19 protein-coding genes and 1 tRNA gene are annotated in these 20,501 nt (G+C 54.8%); 19 read left to right on the top strand and 1 reads right to left on the bottom strand.

Going from position 1 to position 20,501, the window contains the following annotated elements:
• Positions 1 to 43 precede the first annotated feature (43 nt).
• From tpiA to D0C27_RS18510, 19 genes are all read left to right on the top strand, one after another.
• Positions 44 to 784 (top strand): triose-phosphate isomerase, encoded by a 741-nt coding sequence (gene tpiA, locus D0C27_RS18600; RefSeq protein ID WP_060186464.1) that lies wholly within the window; start codon positions 44 to 46, stop codon positions 782 to 784.
• An 18-nt stretch (positions 785 to 802) separates the two neighbouring features.
• On the top strand, positions 803 to 1,210 hold the full coding sequence (gene secG, locus D0C27_RS18595; RefSeq protein WP_137431433.1) for a preprotein translocase subunit SecG: 408 nt from the start codon (positions 803 to 805) through the stop codon (positions 1,208 to 1,210).
• 226 nt (positions 1,211 to 1,436) lie between these two features.
• Positions 1,437 to 1,521, top strand: a tRNA-Leu gene (locus D0C27_RS18590).
• A gap of 621 nt (positions 1,522 to 2,142) precedes the next feature.
• The gene (locus D0C27_RS18585; RefSeq protein ID WP_137431432.1) at positions 2,143 to 3,318 is read left to right on the top strand and encodes a porin; all 1,176 of its coding nucleotides are present in this window, start codon (positions 2,143 to 2,145) and stop codon (positions 3,316 to 3,318) included.
• 603 nt (positions 3,319 to 3,921) lie between these two features.
• The gene (locus D0C27_RS18580; protein ID WP_003801061.1) at positions 3,922 to 4,281 is read left to right on the top strand and encodes an NADH-quinone oxidoreductase subunit A; all 360 of its coding nucleotides are present in this window, start codon (positions 3,922 to 3,924) and stop codon (positions 4,279 to 4,281) included.
• Between the two features lie 147 nt (positions 4,282 to 4,428).
• Positions 4,429 to 4,905 carry a NuoB/complex I 20 kDa subunit family protein gene (locus D0C27_RS18575; protein WP_003801059.1) on the top strand — a complete coding sequence of 159 codons (477 nt, stop codon included), beginning with the start codon at positions 4,429 to 4,431 and terminating at the stop codon, positions 4,903 to 4,905.
• A gap of 26 nt (positions 4,906 to 4,931) precedes the next feature.
• Positions 4,932 to 5,543, top strand: coding sequence for an NADH-quinone oxidoreductase subunit C (locus D0C27_RS18570; RefSeq protein ID WP_009456690.1), 612 nt, complete (start codon positions 4,932 to 4,934; stop codon positions 5,541 to 5,543).
• Between the two features lie 5 nt (positions 5,544 to 5,548).
• Positions 5,549 to 6,802, top strand: a complete 1,254-nt coding sequence (locus D0C27_RS18565; protein ID WP_003801056.1) for an NADH-quinone oxidoreductase subunit D — start codon at positions 5,549 to 5,551, stop codon at positions 6,800 to 6,802.
• 29 nt (positions 6,803 to 6,831) lie between these two features.
• Positions 6,832 to 7,326 carry an NADH-quinone oxidoreductase subunit NuoE gene (gene nuoE, locus D0C27_RS18560; protein ID WP_026483139.1) on the top strand — a complete coding sequence of 165 codons (495 nt, stop codon included), beginning with the start codon at positions 6,832 to 6,834 and terminating at the stop codon, positions 7,324 to 7,326.
• Positions 7,323 to 8,690, top strand: coding sequence for an NADH-quinone oxidoreductase subunit NuoF (nuoF, locus tag D0C27_RS18555; RefSeq protein ID WP_009456684.1), 1,368 nt, complete (start codon positions 7,323 to 7,325; stop codon positions 8,688 to 8,690). The genes nuoE and nuoF overlap by 4 nt, the downstream gene beginning before the upstream one ends.
• A gap of 14 nt (positions 8,691 to 8,704) precedes the next feature.
• Positions 8,705 to 11,035 (top strand): NADH-quinone oxidoreductase subunit NuoG, encoded by a 2,331-nt coding sequence (gene nuoG / locus D0C27_RS18550; RefSeq protein ID WP_035272463.1) that lies wholly within the window; start codon positions 8,705 to 8,707, stop codon positions 11,033 to 11,035.
• 1 nt (position 11,036) lies between these two features.
• Complete coding sequence (gene nuoH / locus D0C27_RS18545; RefSeq protein ID WP_045930249.1) at positions 11,037 to 12,110, top strand: NADH-quinone oxidoreductase subunit NuoH; 1,074 nt, start codon at positions 11,037 to 11,039, stop codon at positions 12,108 to 12,110.
• A 17-nt stretch (positions 12,111 to 12,127) separates the two neighbouring features.
• A complete protein-coding gene (gene nuoI / locus D0C27_RS18540; protein WP_003801051.1) occupies positions 12,128 to 12,616 on the top strand; it encodes an NADH-quinone oxidoreductase subunit NuoI in 489 nt (162 codons plus the stop codon).
• A gap of 18 nt (positions 12,617 to 12,634) precedes the next feature.
• Entirely contained in the window at positions 12,635 to 13,276 is a 642-nt protein-coding gene (locus tag D0C27_RS18535) for an NADH-quinone oxidoreductase subunit J (RefSeq protein WP_009456678.1), read from the top strand.
• Between the two features lie 2 nt (positions 13,277 to 13,278).
• On the top strand, positions 13,279 to 13,587 hold the full coding sequence (nuoK, locus tag D0C27_RS18530) for an NADH-quinone oxidoreductase subunit NuoK (RefSeq protein WP_026483136.1): 309 nt from the start codon (positions 13,279 to 13,281) through the stop codon (positions 13,585 to 13,587).
• A 15-nt stretch (positions 13,588 to 13,602) separates the two neighbouring features.
• On the top strand, positions 13,603 to 15,606 hold the full coding sequence (gene nuoL / locus D0C27_RS18525; protein WP_060186471.1) for an NADH-quinone oxidoreductase subunit L: 2,004 nt from the start codon (positions 13,603 to 13,605) through the stop codon (positions 15,604 to 15,606).
• Positions 15,607 to 15,618: 12 nt separating this feature from the next.
• A complete protein-coding gene (locus D0C27_RS18520) occupies positions 15,619 to 17,106 on the top strand; it encodes an NADH-quinone oxidoreductase subunit M (protein ID WP_026483134.1) in 1,488 nt (495 codons plus the stop codon).
• A gap of 11 nt (positions 17,107 to 17,117) precedes the next feature.
• Entirely contained in the window at positions 17,118 to 18,596 is a 1,479-nt protein-coding gene (gene nuoN, locus D0C27_RS18515) for an NADH-quinone oxidoreductase subunit NuoN (RefSeq protein ID WP_083053262.1), read from the top strand.
• 12 nt (positions 18,597 to 18,608) lie between these two features.
• A complete protein-coding gene (locus D0C27_RS18510; protein WP_009456672.1) occupies positions 18,609 to 19,142 on the top strand; it encodes a DUF2818 family protein in 534 nt (177 codons plus the stop codon).
• 132 nt (positions 19,143 to 19,274) lie between these two features.
• Here D0C27_RS18510 and D0C27_RS18505 read toward each other — a convergent pair whose 3' ends face one another.
• The gene (locus tag D0C27_RS18505; RefSeq protein WP_137431430.1) at positions 19,275 to 20,390 is read right to left on the bottom strand and encodes an NAD(P)H-dependent flavin oxidoreductase; all 1,116 of its coding nucleotides are present in this window, start codon (positions 20,388 to 20,390) and stop codon (positions 19,275 to 19,277) included.
• Positions 20,391 to 20,501: the final 111 nt, after the last annotated feature.

The raw sequence follows: 20,501 nt of genomic DNA, 5'->3' as shown, positions 1-20,501 counted from the left end.
TTGTGGGCGTTGGTGTAACTTTTTGACTGGCATCAAGGGAGCAATGAGCGTACATTCTTCGCGTAAACGACTGGTTGCGGGTAATTGGAAATTAAATGGCTCGCTTGATGGCAACAGCCGTCTGCTGCAAGAACTGCTCGTTCAGCCTGGTGCGCAGGCAGATTGTGATGTGCTTGTATGCGTTCCTTATGTGTATTTGCCTCAGGTGGCAGGTATCTTGAAAGATTCGACCATAGCGGTCGGCGCTCAAGATGTCAGTGTCCACGCCAAGGGTGCATACACGGGGGAAATCTCGGCGGCAATGCTGGCTGATATCGGCTGTCGCTGGGTGATTGTCGGGCATTCCGAGCGCCGTCAGTATCACCAGGAAAGTAGCGCTCAGGTTGCCGCCAAAGTTGTTGCGGCACTGGATGCGGGCTTGACGCCTATTGTCTGTATTGGCGAGCAGTTGGCTGATCGTGAGGCGGGGCAGGAAACCTGTGTGGTGCAAGATCAGCTTGAACCCATCAAAGCTCTTGGGGCTGAAGTGGTATCCAAACTGGTCCTGGCGTATGAGCCGGTCTGGGCTATTGGTACGGGCCTGACTGCAACGCCGGAGCAAGCGCAGCAAATGCATCAACAGATTCGTGCCTATATGGAGTCGGATCAGTTGCGTATTTTGTACGGTGGCAGCGTGAAGGCAGATAATGCCGCCGAGCTGTTTGCCATGCCGGATATTGATGGTGCCTTGGTGGGTGGTGCATCTTTGGATGCGCAAGAATTTTTACGTATTGTGGCCGCTTAAAGGGTCTGGAGTCTTTAAATGCAAGATTGGATGTCTTCCGTTCTGATGGCGGTGCAGGTTATCTCCTCGCTGTTGATTATTGGTCTGGTTCTGCTGCAGCAAGGCAAGGGCGCTGATATGGGCTCGGCCTTTGGTGGCGGCTCGGCAGGGAGTGTGTTTGGTGCGGCAGGTGCGGCAAACTTTTTGTCGCGCATGACCAAGTGGGCGGCAATCGTCTTTTTTGTGTCCACCGGTGGTTTGGCTTGGGTTGCTCACCATCCTGCACAGAAAGTGGATGCGGGCGTGATGCAGGGTTACGAATCGTCTGTTCCTGGCGCAGCTCCATCGGGTGCAGCTTCGGTTCCGGCCCCTGACACCTCTGTGCCAGCTGCAGTTCCTTCGGCAACTCCTGAGCAAAGCGCTCCTGCGGTTCCTGCTGCTGAGTAAGTTCGATCTGCTTGGGGATTCAATGCTGCTCTATATATAGAAGACGGTAAGGATCAAAAGCAGGATCGGAAAATACGATATCAAAGCCCGCCTCTAATGGCGGGCTTTGTCTATTTGGCGTTGTTTGTGTGGAATATGCTTGAGTACGTGCTTTTTTAGGTGTTTTGGGCTGTTTTGTACTGACAGCTTTACTTTTGTCATGCTAATATCGCTGTCTTGATTGCTTGCCGACGTGGTGGAATTGGTAGACACGCTATCTTGAGGGGGTAGTGGCGAAAGCTGTACGAGTTCGAGTCTCGTCGTCGGCACCAAACAAAAAAGTTGAAAAGTTCTGCGATTGCGGAGCCTGGAAATAAAACCTGATCCTGGCAAGGGCAGGTTTTTTTTTCGCCAATTTTTGGGTGTTTTGCCTTCTTGTGTAAGTTGCTTGCGTTTGATTTCCGGAACCCGTTCTTGATTGCTAGGAAAGTGATTGAACCGGGTCAGTGCATGCTGAATCCTATGTTGGTGTTAATTCTCATAATGTGAGAATTTATCAGGTGGATTGAGTAGCCAGCTTTGGCTCTCGATAGGCTGGGGTCGGCGATCTTGTCTTTTTCGGTGCCGATTTCATTTTTTGCCTTGTTTGCAGAAAACCAGCATTGGCAACCGATTGCTCGGATCACTTAAAGCAACTTCTTAAGAAGATTCCGGCTTTAGCCTGCTAATTGTCGTGCTTGCTCAATGCGGCATGGAAAGCGGCTTCAAGTGGGTTTTTGTTGTGTATAGCCAACAAGCTGTGCACAAAGATTCACGTTTCCGAAGGGTTTCGTAGTCAAGCGACGGGAATTTTGATGCAATAGCGTTAACTTCCCATCGCGGAGTTAGAAAGAGCAGCAGCACTGTTGTAGTTGGGCTGCTCTGATTTACTCAAATCTACGGAGATTTCTTACATGAAAAAGACTCTGCTCGCTGCTGCTCTGATGGCCGGCTTCGCTGGCGTCGCACACGCAGAAACGTCTGTCACCCTGTACGGTATTCTGGACGGTGGTATCGGTTACCAGAAATTTAAGGGTACCGATTCCTACGCTTCTAACCGTGATGGTCTGGAATCCGTTAGCCAGAAAAAAACCGGCATGATCAATGGCATCCAGTCCGGCAACCGTTGGGGCCTGAAAGGTTCTGAAGATCTGGGTGACGGCCTGCGCGCTGTGTTTGTTCTGGAAAGTGGTTTCGATCTGGGTACCGGTACTCACAAGCAAGGTGACCGTCTGTTCGGCCGTCAGGCCACTTTGGGTCTGGCTGGTGACAGCTGGGGTCAACTGGACTTCGGTCGTCAGACTAACATCGCCTCCAAGTATCTGCCAGGCGTAGCCGATCCATTCGGCGGTGGTTTTGATCAAGCTAACATCGGTGCTGCTTTCACGGCTGCTAACACCGTTCGTTACGACAACATGATCATGTATCAAACCCCTAACTTCTCCGGCTTCCAGTTCGGCGTTGGTTACTCTTTCAACACTGATGGTCCTCAGGAGTACAAGATCACCAACAGCGCAAGCGCTGAGGATGGTCTGGAGCGCAACCAGCGCGGTATCACTACCGGTCTGCGCTACGCTAACGGCCCAATCGGTGTTGCTCTGACATACGATCAGTACAAGACTCGTGAAATCCGCAATCAAATTGGTGATCCTGTGACTGGCGGCGACACTGTCAAGTCCTGGAACATCGGCGGTAGCTACGACTTTGAAGTTGTGAAAGCTCACTTGGCTTTCGGTCAAACTCGTGACGGCCTGTTTGAAGCTCAGTCCTTCAGCGGTGTTGGTATTGACACCAGCAACCTGAAAGGTCTGAAAGTAAATACATACCTGGTTGGTTTGTCTGCTCCTGTTGGCGCTGGCACTCTGATGGGTTCTTGGACTATGGCTGATCCTCGTTCGGCTCCAGAGTCGCTGGATCGCAACACCCCATCGTGGGAAATGAAGAAACAGCACACTTTCAGCCTGGGTTACAGCCACCCACTGAGCAAGCGCACCAACGTGTACGCAATCGGTTCTTACGCCAAGAACGTGCACTTCCTGCCTGATGGCAAGTCGACTTTGGTCGGCGTTGGTCTGCGTCACCAGTTCTAATCGATTTGCGTAGCATGTCTACGCATTGCGATGAGCAAGTCTTCGGACTTGCTTGAGCTGAAGAAGTATAAAAAGCCATCCTTCGGGATGGCTTTTTTATTGCTCGTTGTTTAGGGTGTTCAGGTCGGTCTGTTTGGATTGCGGCTCTTGGGCTGTTTTGGGGCTGTTGCTTCTGGGGTTGTTGGTATGTGCTTGTCCTCGCTCTTGCGGTTCTGTGTGCGGATCTGTTGAATACGCCGTTGCTGTGCTCCTCTGTGCCTGGTGCCCGAATCGCTTGTGTGTTGTGCTTGCCTATCTATTATTCCGACTGCTCGGTCTTGTTTGTCTTGCTTACAAAATAAGCGCGAAAAATCGTTTTCCTGGCTGTTGTGGCTGACATTTTCCTTACAAAAGCGGGTAAGATAATTAATCAGCGCTTGAAATCGCAACCCTTAATAAAGTAAATAATCAATAGTTGAAGGGTTTTTGGTCAGGTAGCTGACAGTTTTTGCGGCATGGGTGCAACACCCGTGCATAGATGTAATGGTTTGGGGTTATCCCCCAAAACTGTGCTCTCAAAATGCTACAATCCAAGAGTTTATTTACTGCGATTGGATGCTTTGCATGAACCTGCAAGAGTACTTTCCCGTTTTGCTATTTATCATCGTCGCCACTGGGATTGGCCTGGCTCTACTTTTAGTCGGTCGAGTGCTCGGTCCAAACCGGCCCGATGCTGAAAAGCTCTCTCCTTACGAATGCGGTTTTGAAGCATTCGGCGATTCGCGCATGAAGGTGGACATTCGTTACTACCTGATCGCGATTCTGTTCATCATGTTCGATCTGGAAATCGCTTTTCTGTTTCCCTGGGCCATGGCCAATGGAACAGTAGGCCTGGTCGGTTTCTGGACCGTTATGGCGTTCCTGGCCGTTTTGACGGTCGGTTTTATCTACGAATGGAAAAAAGGCGCTCTGGACTGGGAGTAAGCCCATCCATAGAGAACCCTGCTAGGGGTTTTCGCGTCTGCTGCTGGGCATAAGGGGCACGAGGATGCGTCTTGATGACAGCGGGTTTGGTCAGCAACAGGATAGGCCGGGGCTTCCCAGGGTCTGATCCGGCAAAAGGCAACTACTATGGCTATCGACGGCATTCTCAAAGAAGGTTTTGTGACGACCAGTGCAGACAAGTTTCTGAACTGGGCAAAAACAGGGTCCATGTGGCCCATGACATTTGGTCTGGCCTGTTGTGCAGTGGAAATGATGCACGCTGGTGCAGCTCGTTATGATCTGGACCAATTCGGCATTATTTTCCGTCCCAGCCCACGTCAATCTGACTTGATGATTGTGGCGGGCACCCTGTGCAACAAGATGGCACCCGCCTTGCGTAAGGTGTACGACCAGATGGCCGAGCCACGCTGGGTCGTCTCCATGGGCTCCTGTGCCAACGGTGGCGGTTACTACCACTACTCCTACTCGGTCGTTCGCGGCTGTGATCGCATCGTGCCGGTAGATGTGTACGTGCCAGGCTGCCCTCCGACTGCTGAGGCTTTGGTCTACGGCTTGCTGCAAATGCAGAACAAGATCCGCTTGACCAATACCATCGCACGCTGAACGGTTAGAACAGGCTAAACAAGACTATGACACGGCTAGAAACTTTAAAAACCAACTTGCTCTCTATCCTTGGCGAGCAGGCTGCGTTGACGCAAGCGCGCAATGAACTCACTTTGGAAGTGCCCGCTGATGCATGGGTCGACACTTGCACATTGCTTCGCGACCACGCTGATCTGCGCTTTGAGACCTGTATCGACTTGTGCGGGATTGATTATTCCGCCTGGAAAGCGCCCACCTATCAGGCTGCATCGGCTCAGTTTCCCCATCGCTTTGCCGTTGTACTGCACCTGATGTCCTTGAAGCACAACTGGCGCCTGCGTGTGCGCTGCTTTGTGCCCAACGACGATTTCCCCGCTTTGCCAACCCTGTTCGAGGTCTGGCCGTCGGTGAACTGGTTCGAGCGCGAGGCGTTTGACCTATACGGCATTATTTTCGAGAACCACCCTGATCTGCGTCGCATCCTGACCGACTATGGTTTCATCGGTCATCCGTTCCGCAAAGACTTCCCCATCTCCGGCTACGTCGAAATGCGCTATGACACCGAGCAGAAGCGGGTCATTTACCAGCCCGTCACCATCGAGCCGCGTGAAATCACGCCACGAGTGGTGCGCGAGGACGATTACGGAATTGGGCGATAAGCATCATGGCAGAAATTCAAAACTACACCCTGAACTTTGGTCCTCAGCACCCAGCCGCACACGGTGTGTTGCGTTTGGTGCTTGAGCTGGACGGCGAAGTCATTCAGCGTGCTGACCCCCATATTGGTCTGTTGCATCGTGCCACCGAAAAGCTGGCTGAGCACCGCACTTTCCTGCAAACCCTGCCATACATGGATCGTCTGGACTATGTGTCCATGATGGTCAACGAGCACGCTTACTGTATGGCCGTGGAGCGTCTGGTCGGTGTTGAGGTGCCGTTGCGTGCTCAATACATCCGCGTCATGTTTGACGAGATTACCCGCATCCTGAACCACCTGATGTCGGTCGGTTCGCATGCGCTGGACGTGGGTGCCATGGCCGTGTTCCTGTACGCCTTCCGTGAACGTGAAGACCTGATGGACTGCTACGAAGCGGTCTCCGGCGCCCGTTTGCACGCGGCCTACTACCGTCCTGGTGGCGTTTACCGCGATCTGCCCGGCACCATGCCTCAGTACAAGGCCAACAAATACCGCTCCGACAAAGAACTGAAAGCCATGAACGAAGCGCGTTCAGGTTCCTTGCTGGACTTCATTGAAGACTTCACCAATCGTTTCCCCGCTTGTGTTGACGAATACGAAACCCTGCTGACCGATAACCGTATCTGGAAGCAGCGTCTGGTGGGCGTGGGCGTGGTTGATCCTGATCGCGCCAAGGCGTTGGGCTTTACCGGCCCCATGCTGCGTGGTTCGGGCGTGGAGTGGGATCTGCGCAAGATGCAGCCCTACGAAGTCTATGATCGCGTCGAATTTGATATTCCTGTGGGTCGCAACGGTGACTCTTACGACCGTTACCTGGTTCGTATCGCAGAAATGCGCGAGAGCAACCGCATCATCCGTCAGTGTGTACAGTGGCTGCGTAACAACCCCGGTCCTGTCATCACGGATAACCACAAAGTGGCGCCGCCATCGCGCGAACGCATGAAAACCGGGATGGAGGACTTGATCCACCATTTCAAACTGTTCTCCGAAGGTATGCACGTGCCTACTGGCGAAGTGTATGCCGGTGTGGAGCATCCCAAGGGCGAGTTTGGCATTTATCTGGTATCTGACGGCGGTAACAAGCCTTACCGCATGAAGATCCGTGCTCCGGGCTTCGTCCACTTGCAGGCCCTCGATGAAATGAGCCGCGGTCACATGATTGCCGACGCGGTCACGATCATCGGCACGCAGGACATTGTGTTTGGCGAGATCGACCGCTAAGGTCGCGCCTGGAAAAACGGAACCGAATTATGTTGCTTTCCGAAAAAGCCTACCAACAGATAGATAAGGAACTGAGCAAGTTCCCGGCAGATCAACGTCGCTCTGCCATCATGGCCTCCCTGGCCATTGCCCAGCAGGAAAAAGGCTGGGTATCGCCAGAAATTATCGAGGATGTGGCCCAATACATTGGCGTGGAGCCTATCGCTGTGCAGGAGGTTGCGACCTTCTACAACATGTTCCACACCAAGCCCGTTGGCCGCGTCACTATTTCCGTTTGCACCAACTTGCCCTGTGCGCTGCGTGATGGCGTCAAGGCTGGCGAGTACCTGAAAGAGAAACTGGGTATCGAATACGGTGAAACCACGGCGGACGGCCAGTTCTCCCTGATCATGGGAGAGTGCATGGGTTCATGTGGTGATTCGCCCGTCATGCTGCTGAACAATCAGCACATGTGCGTGCGTATGGAAGCCGAGCGCATTGATGCCATGCTCGAAGAATTGAAGACACACGGAGAATCGGCATGATTGCACCGGACATTCTGCGCAAGTTCGCACAGGGATTGGAACCTAACCCTGGTGGCGACCTGTCGCGCAGCATGATTTTTCATGATCGTCATATTCAGCCACAGATTCTGGCTGGTTTGAACGGCGATAACTGGGGCCTGGAAGAGTACGTCAAGCGCGGTGGCTATGAAGCTCTGCGTAAAGTACTGACTACCGGCATGAAGCCCGAAGACGTGATTGCTGAAGTCAAGACTTCGGCCTTGCGCGGTCGTGGTGGTGCAGGTTTTCCATCGGGTTTGAAGTGGAGCTTCATGCCCCGCAGCTTGCCCGGTCAAAAGTACCTGGTATGTAACTCCGACGAGGGCGAACCCGGCACTTTCAAAGACCGCGATATCCTGCGTTTCAACCCGCACATCGTGATCGAGGGCATGGCCATTGCAGCCTACGCCATGGGTATTACCGTGGGCTACAACTACATCCACGGTGAAGTGTTCGAAATCTATCAGCGTTTTGAAGAAGCGCTGGAACAGGCCCGTGCGGCAGGCTTTCTGGGTGACAAGATCCTGGGTTCGGATTTCAGCTTCCAGCTGCATGCGTTCCACGGTTACGGTGCCTATATTTGCGGTGAAGAAACTGCGCTGCTGGAGTCCCTGGAAGGCAAGAAGGGCCAGCCTCGCTTCAAACCACCATTCCCGGCCAGTTTTGGTCTGTACGGCAAGCCGACAACCATCAACAACACTGAAACCTTCGCGGCTGTACCCTGGATTTTGCGCAACAGCGGTCAGGAATACCTGGAAGTGGGTATCCCCAATGCGGGCGGTACCAAGATCTTCTCCATTACTGGCGACGTAGAGCGTCCCGGTAACTACGAAGTGCCTCTGGGTACACCGTTTGCCACCTTGCTGGAATTGGCAGGCGGCATGCGCGACGGTCGCAAACTGAAAGCTGTGATCCCTGGTGGTTCCAGCTCGCCCGTTTTGCCCGCCGACATCATCATGGCGACCAACCTGGACTATGACTCCATTGCCAAGGCTGGTTCCATGCTGGGTTCGGGCGCTGTCATCGTGATGGACGAGACTCGTTGCATGGTCAAGTCCCTGCTGCGCCTGTCCTATTTTTACTATCACGAAAGCTGCGGCCAGTGCACGCCGTGCCGGGAAGGCACAGGCTGGTTGTGGCGCATGGTGCATCGTATCGAGAACGGTCAAGGTCGCCCAGAAGATCTGGACATGCTCGATGACATCGCACAGAACATCATGGGTCGCACCATTTGCGCCCTGGGTGATGCTGCTGCCATGCCGGTGCGCAGTTTCGTTAAGCATTTCCGCGACGAGTTCGCACACCACATCGAGCATAAAGGCTGTGTGGTGCCTCAATATTTGTAGGCCAGGACAACGTAATGGTAGAACTCACCATCGATGGCATTAAAGTTGACGCCCCGGAAGGCAGCATGGTCATTCAGGCTGCCCATGACGCCGGGGTCTACGTGCCGCACTTCTGTTATCACAAAAAACTGAGTATTGCCGCCAACTGCCGCATGTGTTTGGTGGACGTGGAAAAAGCGCCCAAGCCTTTGCCTGCTTGCGCCACTCCCGTCACCAACGGCATGGTTGTGCGTACTCGTTCGGAAAAAGCCATTGCCGCTCAAAAAAGCGTCATGGAATTCCTGCTGATCAACCACCCCCTGGATTGCCCCGTGTGCGATCAGGGCGGTGAGTGTCAGCTGCAGGATCTGGCCGTGGGTTACGGTGGCTCCGAGTCGCGCTACAAGGAAGAAAAGCGCGTTGTGGCCGCCAAATCCATGGGCCCACTGATCTCGACCGAAGCCATGCAGCGTTGCATTCATTGCACCCGCTGTGTGCGTACTGGCGAAGAAATCGCCGGCGTTCAAGAGGTTGGTATGCTCAACCGCGGCGAGCACGCTGAAATCACCACCTTTGTGGGTCGCGCAGTCGAGTCTGAATTGTCGGGCAACATGATTGACGTTTGCCCCGTGGGTGCCTTGCTGTCCAAACCCTTCCGCTTCAATGCCCGTACCTGGGAATTGGCCCGTCGTCGCAGCGTTAGCCCGCACGACAGCGTAGGTGCCAACCTGGTGCTGCAAGCCAAGATGGACAAGGTACTGCGTGTTGTTCCTTTCGAGAACGACGAAGTCAACGAGTGCTGGATCAGCGACCGTGACCGTTTCTCCTACGAAGGCCTGTACACCGAAGATCGTCTGACTCGCCCCATGGTGCGCGGTGATGACGGCCAGTGGCGCGAAGCCTCCTGGAACGACGCCATGCAAACCATCGTTGCCGGCATGAACGCCGTGCGCGAGAAGTTTGGTGCAGATCAGCTGGGCTGTATTGGTTCGGCTACCTCCACGACTGAAGAACTGGCTTTGCTGGCTCGTCTGGGTCGTGCTCTGGGTACCGAAAACGTGGACTTCCGTCTGCGTCAGACCGATGCCCGTCTGGATGGTGCTCTGGCCGGTGTGCCTTGGTTGGGTATGCCTCTGACCGCCTTGAACGAGCTCGATCGCGTTCTGGTCGTGGGCTCCTTCCTGCGTAAAGATCACCCCTTGATGGCCCAGCGTCTGCGTCAGGCTGTCAAACGTGGCGCTCAAGTTTCCTTTATTGATTCGGCTGCCGATAATCCATTGTTCAATGCGATTGCTGGCCGCATGACGGTTGCTCCCAGCCAGTTGGCCAACTCTCTGGCTCAAGTGCTGGTTGCCGTTGCCAAAGCCAAAGACAGCGCAGTTCCTGCGGGTCTGGAAGGCGTGCAAGTTTCTGCTGAAGCTCAGCAGATTGCTGACAGCCTGGTTTCCGGCGAACGCGTCGCTATCTTGCTGGGCAATATGGCTGTCAACTCGGATCAGGCTAGCGTAATTGCTGCCAACGCCAATGCGATTGCACAGGCTAGCGGTGCCAAGCTGGGCTTCCTGACTGCCGGTGGTAACACCGTGGGTGGCTACTTGGCTAACGCCGTACCGGGCAAGGGCGGTTTGACTGCCGAGCAAATGCTGGCTCAAACCCTGCGTGCTTACCTGGTTCTGAATGTTGAGCCAGCACTGGACAGCGATCTGGGCGAACGTGCAGTAGAAACACTGAAGTCCGCCACCTTCTCGGTCGCGCTGACTTCCTATCGTTCCGCTGCCGAGCAGTGGGCCGATGTGATGCTGCCCGTGTCTCCTTTCACTGAAACCTCCGGCACCTTCGTGAACGCCGAAGGCCGTGTACAAAGCTTCAAGGGTGCTGCTGCTCCTGTGGGCGATACACGTCCGGCCTGGAAGGTTCTGCGCGTGCTGGGCAATCTGTTCCAGCTGGATGGTTTTGACGATGAAACCTCGGAATCGGTTCGTGACTCTGTCATGGCTGCCGGTGTGGAATCGCGTCTGTCCAACCAGATCAATCTGGCTGCCAGCGTTCTGCCTGCAGCAAGCGGTCTGGAGCGTGTGGCAGATGTGCCTATCTACCGCAGCGATGCGCTGGTACGCCGTTCGGCTCCCTTGCAGGAAACACCCGCTTCGGCAGCCCCTACGGCTCGCATGGCCGCTGCCACGCTGGCCCAACTGGGTCTGGCTGACGGCGATCTGGTAAAGGTTCGTTCTTCGCAAGGCGAAGTCAGCCTGCCAGCTCAGCTGGATGACACCGTGGCATTGAACTCGGTGCGTGTTGCCACCGCTTTTTCTGAAACTGCCGCTTTGGGTAGCGCATTCGGTCAATTGACAGTGGAGCGTGCATAACATGGAATTTCTCTCTGCCATCAATAGCTACGGCACGGACCTGCTGGGTCCGGACGCATGGTATGTGGTGTGGACGCTGCTGAAGGTTGTTGCCATCGCTGTGCCTGTCATTCTGTGTGTTGCCTACCTGACTTACTGGGAACGCAAGATGATCGGCTTCATGCACGTTCGTCTGGGACCAACTCGAGTTGGTTACCGCGGCTTGCTGCAGCCTTTCGCTGACGTATTCAAACTACTCACCAAAGAGCTGATCGTTCCAGCGAAGTCCAACAAGGTCTTGTACCTGTTGGCTCCGGTTGTGACGCTGATGCCTGCTTTGGCCGCCTGGGCTGTGATTCCCTTCAGCCCCGATGTGGTTCTGTCTGACGTTAACGCCGGTCTGCTGTACATTCTGGCGATTACGTCGCTGGGTGTGTACGGTGTGATCGTGGCCGGTTGGGCTTCCAACTCCAAGTACGCCTTGCTGGGTGGTCTGCGTGCAGCCGCTCAGGTGCTGTCCTACGAACTGGCCATCGGTTTCGTGCTGATTACCGTGTTGCTGGTTTCCGGCACGCTGAATCTGTCGGGCATCGTGCTTGGTCAGACTCAGGGTTACTTTGCGGACAAGGGCTTGAACTTCCTGTCCTGGAACTGGCTGCCACTGCTGCCACTGTTTGTGATCTACGTGATTTCCGCCGTTGCTGAAACCAACCGTCACCCGTTTGACGTGGTGGAAGGCGAATCGGAAATTGTGGCCGGTCCCATGGTGGAGTACTCCGGTACTGGTTTCGCTCTGTTCTTCCTGGGCGAATACGCCAACATGATTTTCCTGTCGGCTCTGGCGTCCATCATGTTCTTGGGTGGCTGGACTCCCATTGTCGAGTTCGCTCCATTTACCTGGATTCCGGGGTGGCTGTGGCTGGGTCTGAAGACCTTTGTCGTGGTCTCCATGTTCATCTGGTTCCGTGCAACGTTCCCACGTTACCGCTATGACCAGATCATGCGTTTGGGCTGGAAAGTATTTATCCCGCTGACCGGTGTTTGGCTGGTTATTGTGGCGATCTGGATGCAGACGCCCTGGAACATCTGGCATTAAGGCTAAGGGGCAAGATTATGGAAGCAATCAAAGATTTCTTTGGCAGCCTGATGCTGTCCGAGATGCTCAAAGGCATGCGCCTGACGGGGAAGTATTTCTTCAAGCGCAAGGTAACCCTGCGTTATCCCGTTGAAACCACGCCCGCTTCGCCACGTTTTCGCGGTCTGCACGCTTTGCGTCGCTACGAAAACGGCGAAGAGCGTTGCATCGCGTGCAAACTGTGCGAGGCCGTATGTCCCGCCATGGCCATCTCGATCGAATCGGCAGAGCGCGAGGACGGTACCCGTCGTACTACGCGTTATGACATCGATCTGGCCAAGTGTATTTTCTGTGGTTTCTGTGAAGAAAGCTGCCCGGTCGATTCGATCGTGGAAACGCACATTCACGAGTACCACGGTGAAAAACGCGGCGATTTGTACTACACCAAGGACATGCTGCTGGCTATCGGTGACCGTTACGAAGACGAGATCGCTCGTCGTCGTGCCGCAGATGCACCTTATCGCTAAGGCCGGAGCTCTACACTCATGTTATTTACTACTGTTCTGTTTTATGTGCTGGCGCTGGTGATGGTGGTGGCCGCGTATCGCGTGATCGCTGCCAAGAATCCGGTTACAGCCGTATTGCATTTGATTCTGGTGTTCTTCACGGCCGCCATGATGTGGATCACGATGGGCGCCGAGTTCCTGGGCCTCTTGCTGGTGGTGGTCTATGTGGGCGCCGTGATGGTGATGTTCCTGTTCGTCATCATGATGCTGGACGTTCGTCAGGAATCCGCTGCCAAGAAATTCAAGGCTCACGTGCCTATGGGGCTGTTGATCGGCGCCATCATGGTTCTGGAAATGGGCTTTGTGCTGACCAAACTGTGGTTCACAACGGCACCTGCTGCCGCGGTGGCTGCGGACTACAACAACACCCGTGTTATTGGCGAGTTGATGTACTCCCAGTACGTGCTGGCGGTGTTGCTCGGTGGCATTGTGCTGCTGGTTGGCATGATCTCGGCCATTGCACTGACTCTGCGTAAACGTGAAGGTGTCAAACGCACCGTCTCCAGCGAACAAGTCAAGGTTCGTTCGCAAGACCGTCTGCGCATGGTTTCCATTCCTTCTCAAACCGAAAAGCCGTCGGCGTCCAGTTCGGCTGACGCTGTCGTGCCAGGAGACAAATGATGATGACGCTGACGCTTGCGCACTATTTGGTCCTGGGCGCTGTGCTGTTCACGATCGGCCTGTTCGGCTTTTTCCTGAACCGTCGCAACCTGATTATCTTGCTCATGTCTGTTGAGCTGATTCTTTTGTCGGCCAACATGAACTTTGTGGCCTTCTCCACCTGGATGGGCAACGAGGCAGGTCAGGTGTTTGTCTTTTTCGTCCTGACGGTCGCTGCGGCCGAGGCGGCCATTGGTCTTGCAATTCTGGTTCTGTTGTTCCGTAACCTTAATTCGATCAATGTCCAGGATCTCGACCAGCTCAAGGGTTGATGGGATAGCACACTAATGAACTCCATAAATCTTTACTTAACGATTGCGCTTGCTCCCCTGGTGGGTTCGGCGCTAGCCGGTTTGTTCGGTACCGGCTTTCTGGGTCGATTTATCGGCAAGACAGGCGCTCACCTGATTACGATCGCGGGCGTGCTGATTTCCTTTATCGGCTCGGTCATGGTCATGTTGCAGGTTCTGGAAGGCCAGACCTTCAACGGTCCGGTCTACACCTGGATCACCATTGGCAGCATTCAGTGGGATATCGGCTTTCTGATCGACAAGCTGACTGCCCTGATGATGGTGGTGGTGACGTCCGTGTCGCTGATGGTGCATATCTACACCATTGGCTACATGAAGGATGATCCGGGCTACCAGCGCTTTTTCTCCTACATCTCGCTGTTTACCTTCTCGATGCTGATGCTGGTCATGTCCAACAACATGCTGCAGCTGTTCTTCGGTTGGGAAGCGGTGGGTCTGGTGTCTTACCTGCTGATCGGTTTCTGGTACGAGCGCAAGACTGCCATTTTTGCCAACATGAAGGCCTTCCTGGTCAACCGTGTGGGTGACTTCGGTTTTGCTCTGGGTATTGGCTTGCTCTACGCCTACACCGGCTCCATGAACTACAGCGACGTGTTCGCCAAGGTTCAGGAACTGAGCACCATGACATTCCCCGGTACTGACTGGCAATTGCTGACCGTTGCTGCTCTGGCCCTGTTTGTGGGTGCCATGGGTAAATCGGCTCAGGTTCCTTTGCACAGCTGGCTGCCTGACTCCATGGAAGGTCCTACTCCTATCTCGGCGCTGATTCACGCCGCGACCATGGTGACGGCCGGTATCTTCATGGTGGCTCGTTTCTCGCCTGTGTTTGAACAGTCGACAACCGCGCTGTCCTTCATCATCGTGATCGGTGCAACGGGTGCCTTGTTCCTGGGCTTGCTGGGTATTATCCAGAACGACGTCAAACGCGTTGTGGCTTACTCCACCTTGTCCCAGCTGGGTTACATGACGGTAGCTCTGGGTGCTTCGGCTTACTCGGCTGCTGTGTTCCACCTGATGACACACGCTTTCTTCAAAGCCTTGCTGTTCCTGGGCGCTGGTTCGGTGATTATCGGTATGCACCACGATCAGGACATCCGCAATATGGGTGGTCTGCGCAAGTACATGCCTATTACCTGGCTGACTTTCCTGATCGGTACGCTGGCTCTGGTGGGTACGCCGTTCTTCTCGGGTTTCTACTCGAAAGAGCACATCATCGAAGCCGCAGGCGAAGCCGGTATCTGGGGTTCGACCTACGCTTACTACGCCACACTGATCGGTGTGTTCGTCACCTCGCTGTACTCCTTCCGTCTGTACTTCCTGGTATTCCACGGCAAAGAGCGCTTCCGTGACGTCAAGCACGACGAGTCGCATGGCCACGACGACCATCACGCTCACGGTGGCGATCCTCACGAGTCGCCTTGGGTGGTTACGCTGCCTCTGGTTCTGCTGGCCATTCCGTCGATCTTCGCCGGTATCTGGTTCGTTGATCCATTGCTGTTCGGTGGCTACTTTGAAGGCATTGTGACGGTTCTGCCTGACCATCCTGCAATGGCAACGCTGGCCGAGCACTGGACCGACTGGATGGCTTACGCCGTACACGGTTTTGGCACATTGCCATTCTGGCTGGTTGTGGCTGGTGCTGTGGTGGCCTGGTACATGTACCTGGTTAATCCTGCTTTGCCTGCCGCTATCAAAAAGAACTGCTCTTTTATCTACCGTATCCTGGAGAACAAGTACTACGTTGACTGGTTCAACGAGCAAGTGCTGTCTCGTGGCGTTCGCTGCCTGGGTACGGGCCTCTGGAAAGGTGCTGACCGCGGTCTGATTGACGGCCTGGTGGTCAACGGTAGTGCACGCGTAGTGGGCTGGGTGGCTGCAATCAGCCGTCATATCCAGTCCGGCTATGTCTATCACTACGCCTTTGCCATGATCCTCGGGATCCTGGCGCTCTTATCCTTTTTTGTACTGACGGTTCGGTAAATGGCTAGCGATATGGCGTCTTCTACTCTTCCTTGGTTAACGCTGGCGATTTTCGTACCTATCGTCGCTGGCCTGTTGGTGCTGGCTCTGGGGCGTGATGATCGTCCCACCTTCACCCGCTGGCTGGCTCTGCTGGGTTCGATTGCCGGTCTTGTTGTCACTATTCCTCTGTACACGGGCTTCAATCCCGGTACGGCCGACATGCAGTTTGTCGAGCTGGCCCCCTGGATTGATGCCTTCAAGGTGAATTACCACCTCGGCGTGGACGGTATTTCCATGTGGTTTGTTCTGCTGACCGCTTTCATCACGGTGATCGTGGTGCTGGCGGGCTGGCAGGTGATCAAGAACCGCGTGGCGCAATACATGGGTGCCTTCCTGATCCTGTCGGGTCTGATGGTTGGCGTGTTTGCCGCTCTGGATGGCTTGCTGTTCTACGTGTTCTTTGAAGCCACGCTGATCCCGATGTACTTGATCATCGGTATCTGGGGTGGTCCGAACCGCGTGTATGCATCGGTCAAGTTCTTCTTGTACACCTTGCTCGGCTCGCTGTTGACCCTGATCGCATTCATCTACTTGTGGAATGTGTCCGGCGGTACTTTCGATATCCTGACCTGGCATAAAGTGCCGCTGGATTACACCACTCAGGTGCTGATCTTTGCTGCTCTGTTCATGGCTTTTGCTGTGAAGGTGCCTATGTGGCCTGTCCACACCTGGTTGCCGGATGCCCACGTGGAAGCACCTACTGGTGGTTCCGTGGTGCTGGCTGCCATCATGTTGAAACTGGGTGCTTACGGTTTCCTGCGCTTTTCCCTGCCCATCGCTCCTGATGCTTCGCAAGGTCTGGCCGGAATCATCATTGCCCTGTCTCTGGTCGCGGTGATCTACATTGGTCTGGTCGCCATCGTTCAGGACGATATGAAAAAGCTGGTGGCTTACTCCTCTGTGGCTCACATGGGTTTTGTCACGCTGGGCTTTTTCGTGTTCAACACCACGGGTATGGAAGGCGCGATCATGCAAATGATCTCGCACGGTTTCGTGTCCGGTGCCATGTTCCTGTGTATCGGTGTTCTGTACGACCGTCTGCACAGCCGTCAAATCGCCGATTACGGTGGTGTGGTCAAGGTGATGCCTCGTTTCGTTACCTTCTTTGTGCTGTTCTCGATGGCCAACAGCGGTTTGCCAGGCACCAGCGGCTTTATCGGTGAGTTCACCGTCATCATGGGCGCGGTGGAGTACAACTTCTGGATCGGTCTGTTGACTGCAACAGCGCTGATTACAGGCGCGTCTTACTCGCTGTGGATGCTCAAGCGCGTGGCCTTTGGCCCCGTGGGTAACGACAATGTTGCCGGCATGAGCGACCTGAGTGGCCGTGAGTTCTTCGTTCTTGGCGTAATGGCGATTGCGGTGCTGGGCATGGGTGTGTATCCCAAGCCATTTACCGAGGTCATGCACGTTTCGGTTGAAGCGTTGCTGCAACACGTCTCCATCTCGAAACTGTAGGCCGAATCACTATGGATACTACCTTTAACTTTTCTCTGGCTTTGCCCGAGATCCTGCTCCTGGTTCTGGCTTCGTGTGTGCTGATTTTTGATGCGTTCAGCAAACACAAACAGCGCCACTCGACGTTTGTTCTGAGCCTGTTGACGCTTGCCGTGGTTGCGGCCAGCGTAGCCTGGCAGTGGTCCAAGGGCGTGAGCGGTGTCTCGTTTGGTGGCCTGTTCGTCGCAGACGAGTTGGCGCACTTTCTGAAGCTGCTTTCGTGTGTGGCCGTGGCCGCTACCCTGATCTACGGTCGTGAGTACGCCGAACAGCGCGACATGATGGAACGCGGTGGTGAACTCTACACCCTGACTCTGATGGCTCTGCTGGGCCAGATGATCATGATTTCGGCCAACAGCATGTTGACCGCTTATCTGGGTGTGGAGCTGATGTCCTTTGCGCTGTACGCACTGGTTGCCCTGCGTCGTGAACACCGTCAGTCCATTGAAGCGGCGTTGAAGTACTTCGTTCTGGGTGCGTTGGCATCGGGTATCTTGCTGTACGGTATGTCCATGATTTTTGGCGCTACCGGCCATCTGGAATTCCCACGTATCGCTGAAGTCATCGCTAACGGTCAAGCCGAGCGTCTGGCTCTGGTCTTCGGTGTGGTGTTTGTTGTGGCAGGTCTGGCCTTCAAATTGACGGCTGCTCCTTTCCATATGTGGACACCGGACGTCTATCAAGGCGCTCCTACTACCGTTACCCTGATCATCGGTGCTGCTCCTAAACTGGCTGCTTTTGCCGTAACCATGCGCTTCCTGGTTGAGGCTCTGCACGGTATTGCCGTGGACTGGCAGCCCATGTTGTTGATCATGGCTGTGCTGTCGCTGGCTCTGGGTAACCTGACTGCGATCATGCAAAAGAATCTCAAGCGTATGCTTGCGTATTCGACCATCTCGCACATGGGTTTCATTTTCCTGGGCTTGCTGGCTGGCGTGTTCAATGGCGAGACTCACTCTCAAGCCTACGGTGCTTCGCTGTTCTATGTGGTGATCTACGTTCTGACCACCCTGAGCACTTTCGGTCTGATCCTGATCCTGAGCCGTCGTGGTTTTGAATGCGAAAACATCAGCGACCTGAAAGGCCTGAACCGCCGTAACCCTGGTCTGGCTTTGATCTGGCTGCTGTCCATGTTCTCCCTGGCTGGTATTCCTCCGCTGTCCGGCTTTGCTGCCAAGCTGAGTGTTCTGCAAGCTGTGGTGGGTGCAGGCTATGTCTGGCTGGCTGTGTTTGCCGTGATCATGTCCTTGATTGGTGCTTTCTACTACCTGCGTGTCGTGAAGGTTGTTTACTTCGACGAACCTGAAGGTGAAGAGCATCCTGTGGCAACGGGCTTGCTGACCAAGCTGGTCATGCTGGTAAACGGCGTTCTGATTATCGGCCTGGGCGTGTTGCCTGGTGGCTTGATGGACACCTGCATCCGCGTGATTCAGTCTTCCCTGCAGTTTTAAGTAGGTAGCACTATGGACCAAAGCCTTTCCATCTGGGTCTTGATTGTTCTTTCCGTGATTACGGCTAATCTGCCGTTTCTCGTGGAAAAGCCCTTGCTGGTTTTGCCTTGGTCCATGCCGGGCGAGCGCTCAGGTCTCTCGCCCTGGCTGCAACTGATTGTTGGCCTTGTGTACCTGGCCGTGCTGGCTGCTTTGGGTTTGGGAATCTACACGGTGATTGCCTCCAGCTCCGGCTTGAGCTCCTTGCCAGTCATGTTGGGCAAGTTGTTTTTGGGTCTGGCTTTGGTGGGGGCCATGTTTTACTTCCCGGCCTGGCGCTCTCGCCATCAGAAAGTTTCCAAAGGCTTTTTTTCTCGCCTTCTGGAAGTCTGTGCTTTTTACGGGATTATGGGTGCGTTCGGCTTTGCTTTTGAAGCCAGTATCGGTAACCCGTTCAAGCAAACTTGGGTGTTCTACACCATTACCTTTGCTCTGTTTTTGGTGATGGCGTACCCCGGCTTTGTGTATCGCTATTTGATGCGTCACCCCAAGGGCAAGTTTGAATAGTGCTGAATGCATGAAAAAAACCTCGCAATTTTGCGAGGTTTTTTTTGCCCTGAATGTCTGGGCCATGCCGTCAGCGGCTGGCTTTGACCCATGTGAGGGGCTGCATACCGCGTGTGCAGCCCACAGAATCGATCAAGGTTTGTCCAGTGGGGCATGGGTAGCGCCAGCCACGCCCAGACGCTTGCAGACGCCCTGAGCTTCTTGAGCGAGAACCAGCGTCAGTTGTTCGGCAGGCAGGGCACGACCCAAGGCAGCGCTTTGTCCGCTCCACAGAGAACTGAATTCGGTACGGCCTTGTTTTTCGGCTTCGATACGCAGCGGGCTGAGAGCCGAACCCGCATGGGGAAATACCGGAGCGCTGGCACTTAAAGGACCGATTTCATCCATCAGACGAGTGCGGATACTGCGGGCAGGGCGGCCGGAGAACAGATTGGTCAAGGCTGTGCCGTCCGAGCGACTATTGGACAGGGCTTCGCGATGCAGTGGAGTGATCTTGGATTCAGGGCAGAACAGGTAGGCCGTGCCAATTTGAGCGGCGCTGGCGCCCAAGGCCAGGGCGGCAGCAATACCGCGTCCATCGGCAATACCACCGGCCGCAATCACAGGAATAGTGACGGCATCGGCAATCTGGGGAACCAAAGACATGGTGCCCACTTGTGTATGCACTTTATCGTCCAGGAATATGCCACGGTGGCCACCGGCTTCCAGACCCTGGGCGATGATGATGTCGGCGCCGTGCTCTTGCAGCCAGACCGCCTCAGCTGTCGTGGTAGCGCTGGACATGACCAGGGCACCGGCTTTTTTCACACGCTGGACCAGCTCGGGGGAGGGCAAGCCGAAGTGGAAGCTGACGACTTCGGGTTTCAGGTCTTCGACCAATTCTGCATGCTGACTGGAGAAGGGTGCGCGTGCCGCTTTGGGCAATTCCTGATTGGGGTCCTGGCCGTATTCCTGGTAGTAAGGCATCAGGCGCAGACGCCACTCTTGCAGAGCCTCAGGCTCCAGGCGCAGGTCTTCATGACAAAAGAAGTTCAGATTGATAGGGGCCGATACGGCTTGCCGGAACAAGCCTACTTGTTCCCGAATCTGCTCCGGACTGAGCATGGCGCAGGCCAGAGAGCCCAGGCCCCCAGCACGAGCAACGGCAATAGCCAGTTCGCTGTCTTGGGCGCCGGCCATAGGGGCTTGAACGATGGGGTGTTCGATGTGGAGCAGATCCAGCAAGGTATTGTTGGGCCAGATGTACATGGAGGGCGTCCTCGGTCATTTCGCGATAGCTTTTATCGTAGCAGGATGAGTTCAGGCTGAAAACTGACATTGTCGCCTGTTGGCAGGGCCGTGCCGGGGCTGCAGCAGGCT

Source organism: Alcaligenes faecalis, assembly GCF_005311025.1.
In the GTDB taxonomy this organism is placed as follows: Bacteria; Pseudomonadota; Gammaproteobacteria; order Burkholderiales; family Burkholderiaceae_B; genus Alcaligenes; species Alcaligenes phenolicus.
This window is presented reverse-complemented; position numbering and strand designations above follow the sequence as displayed.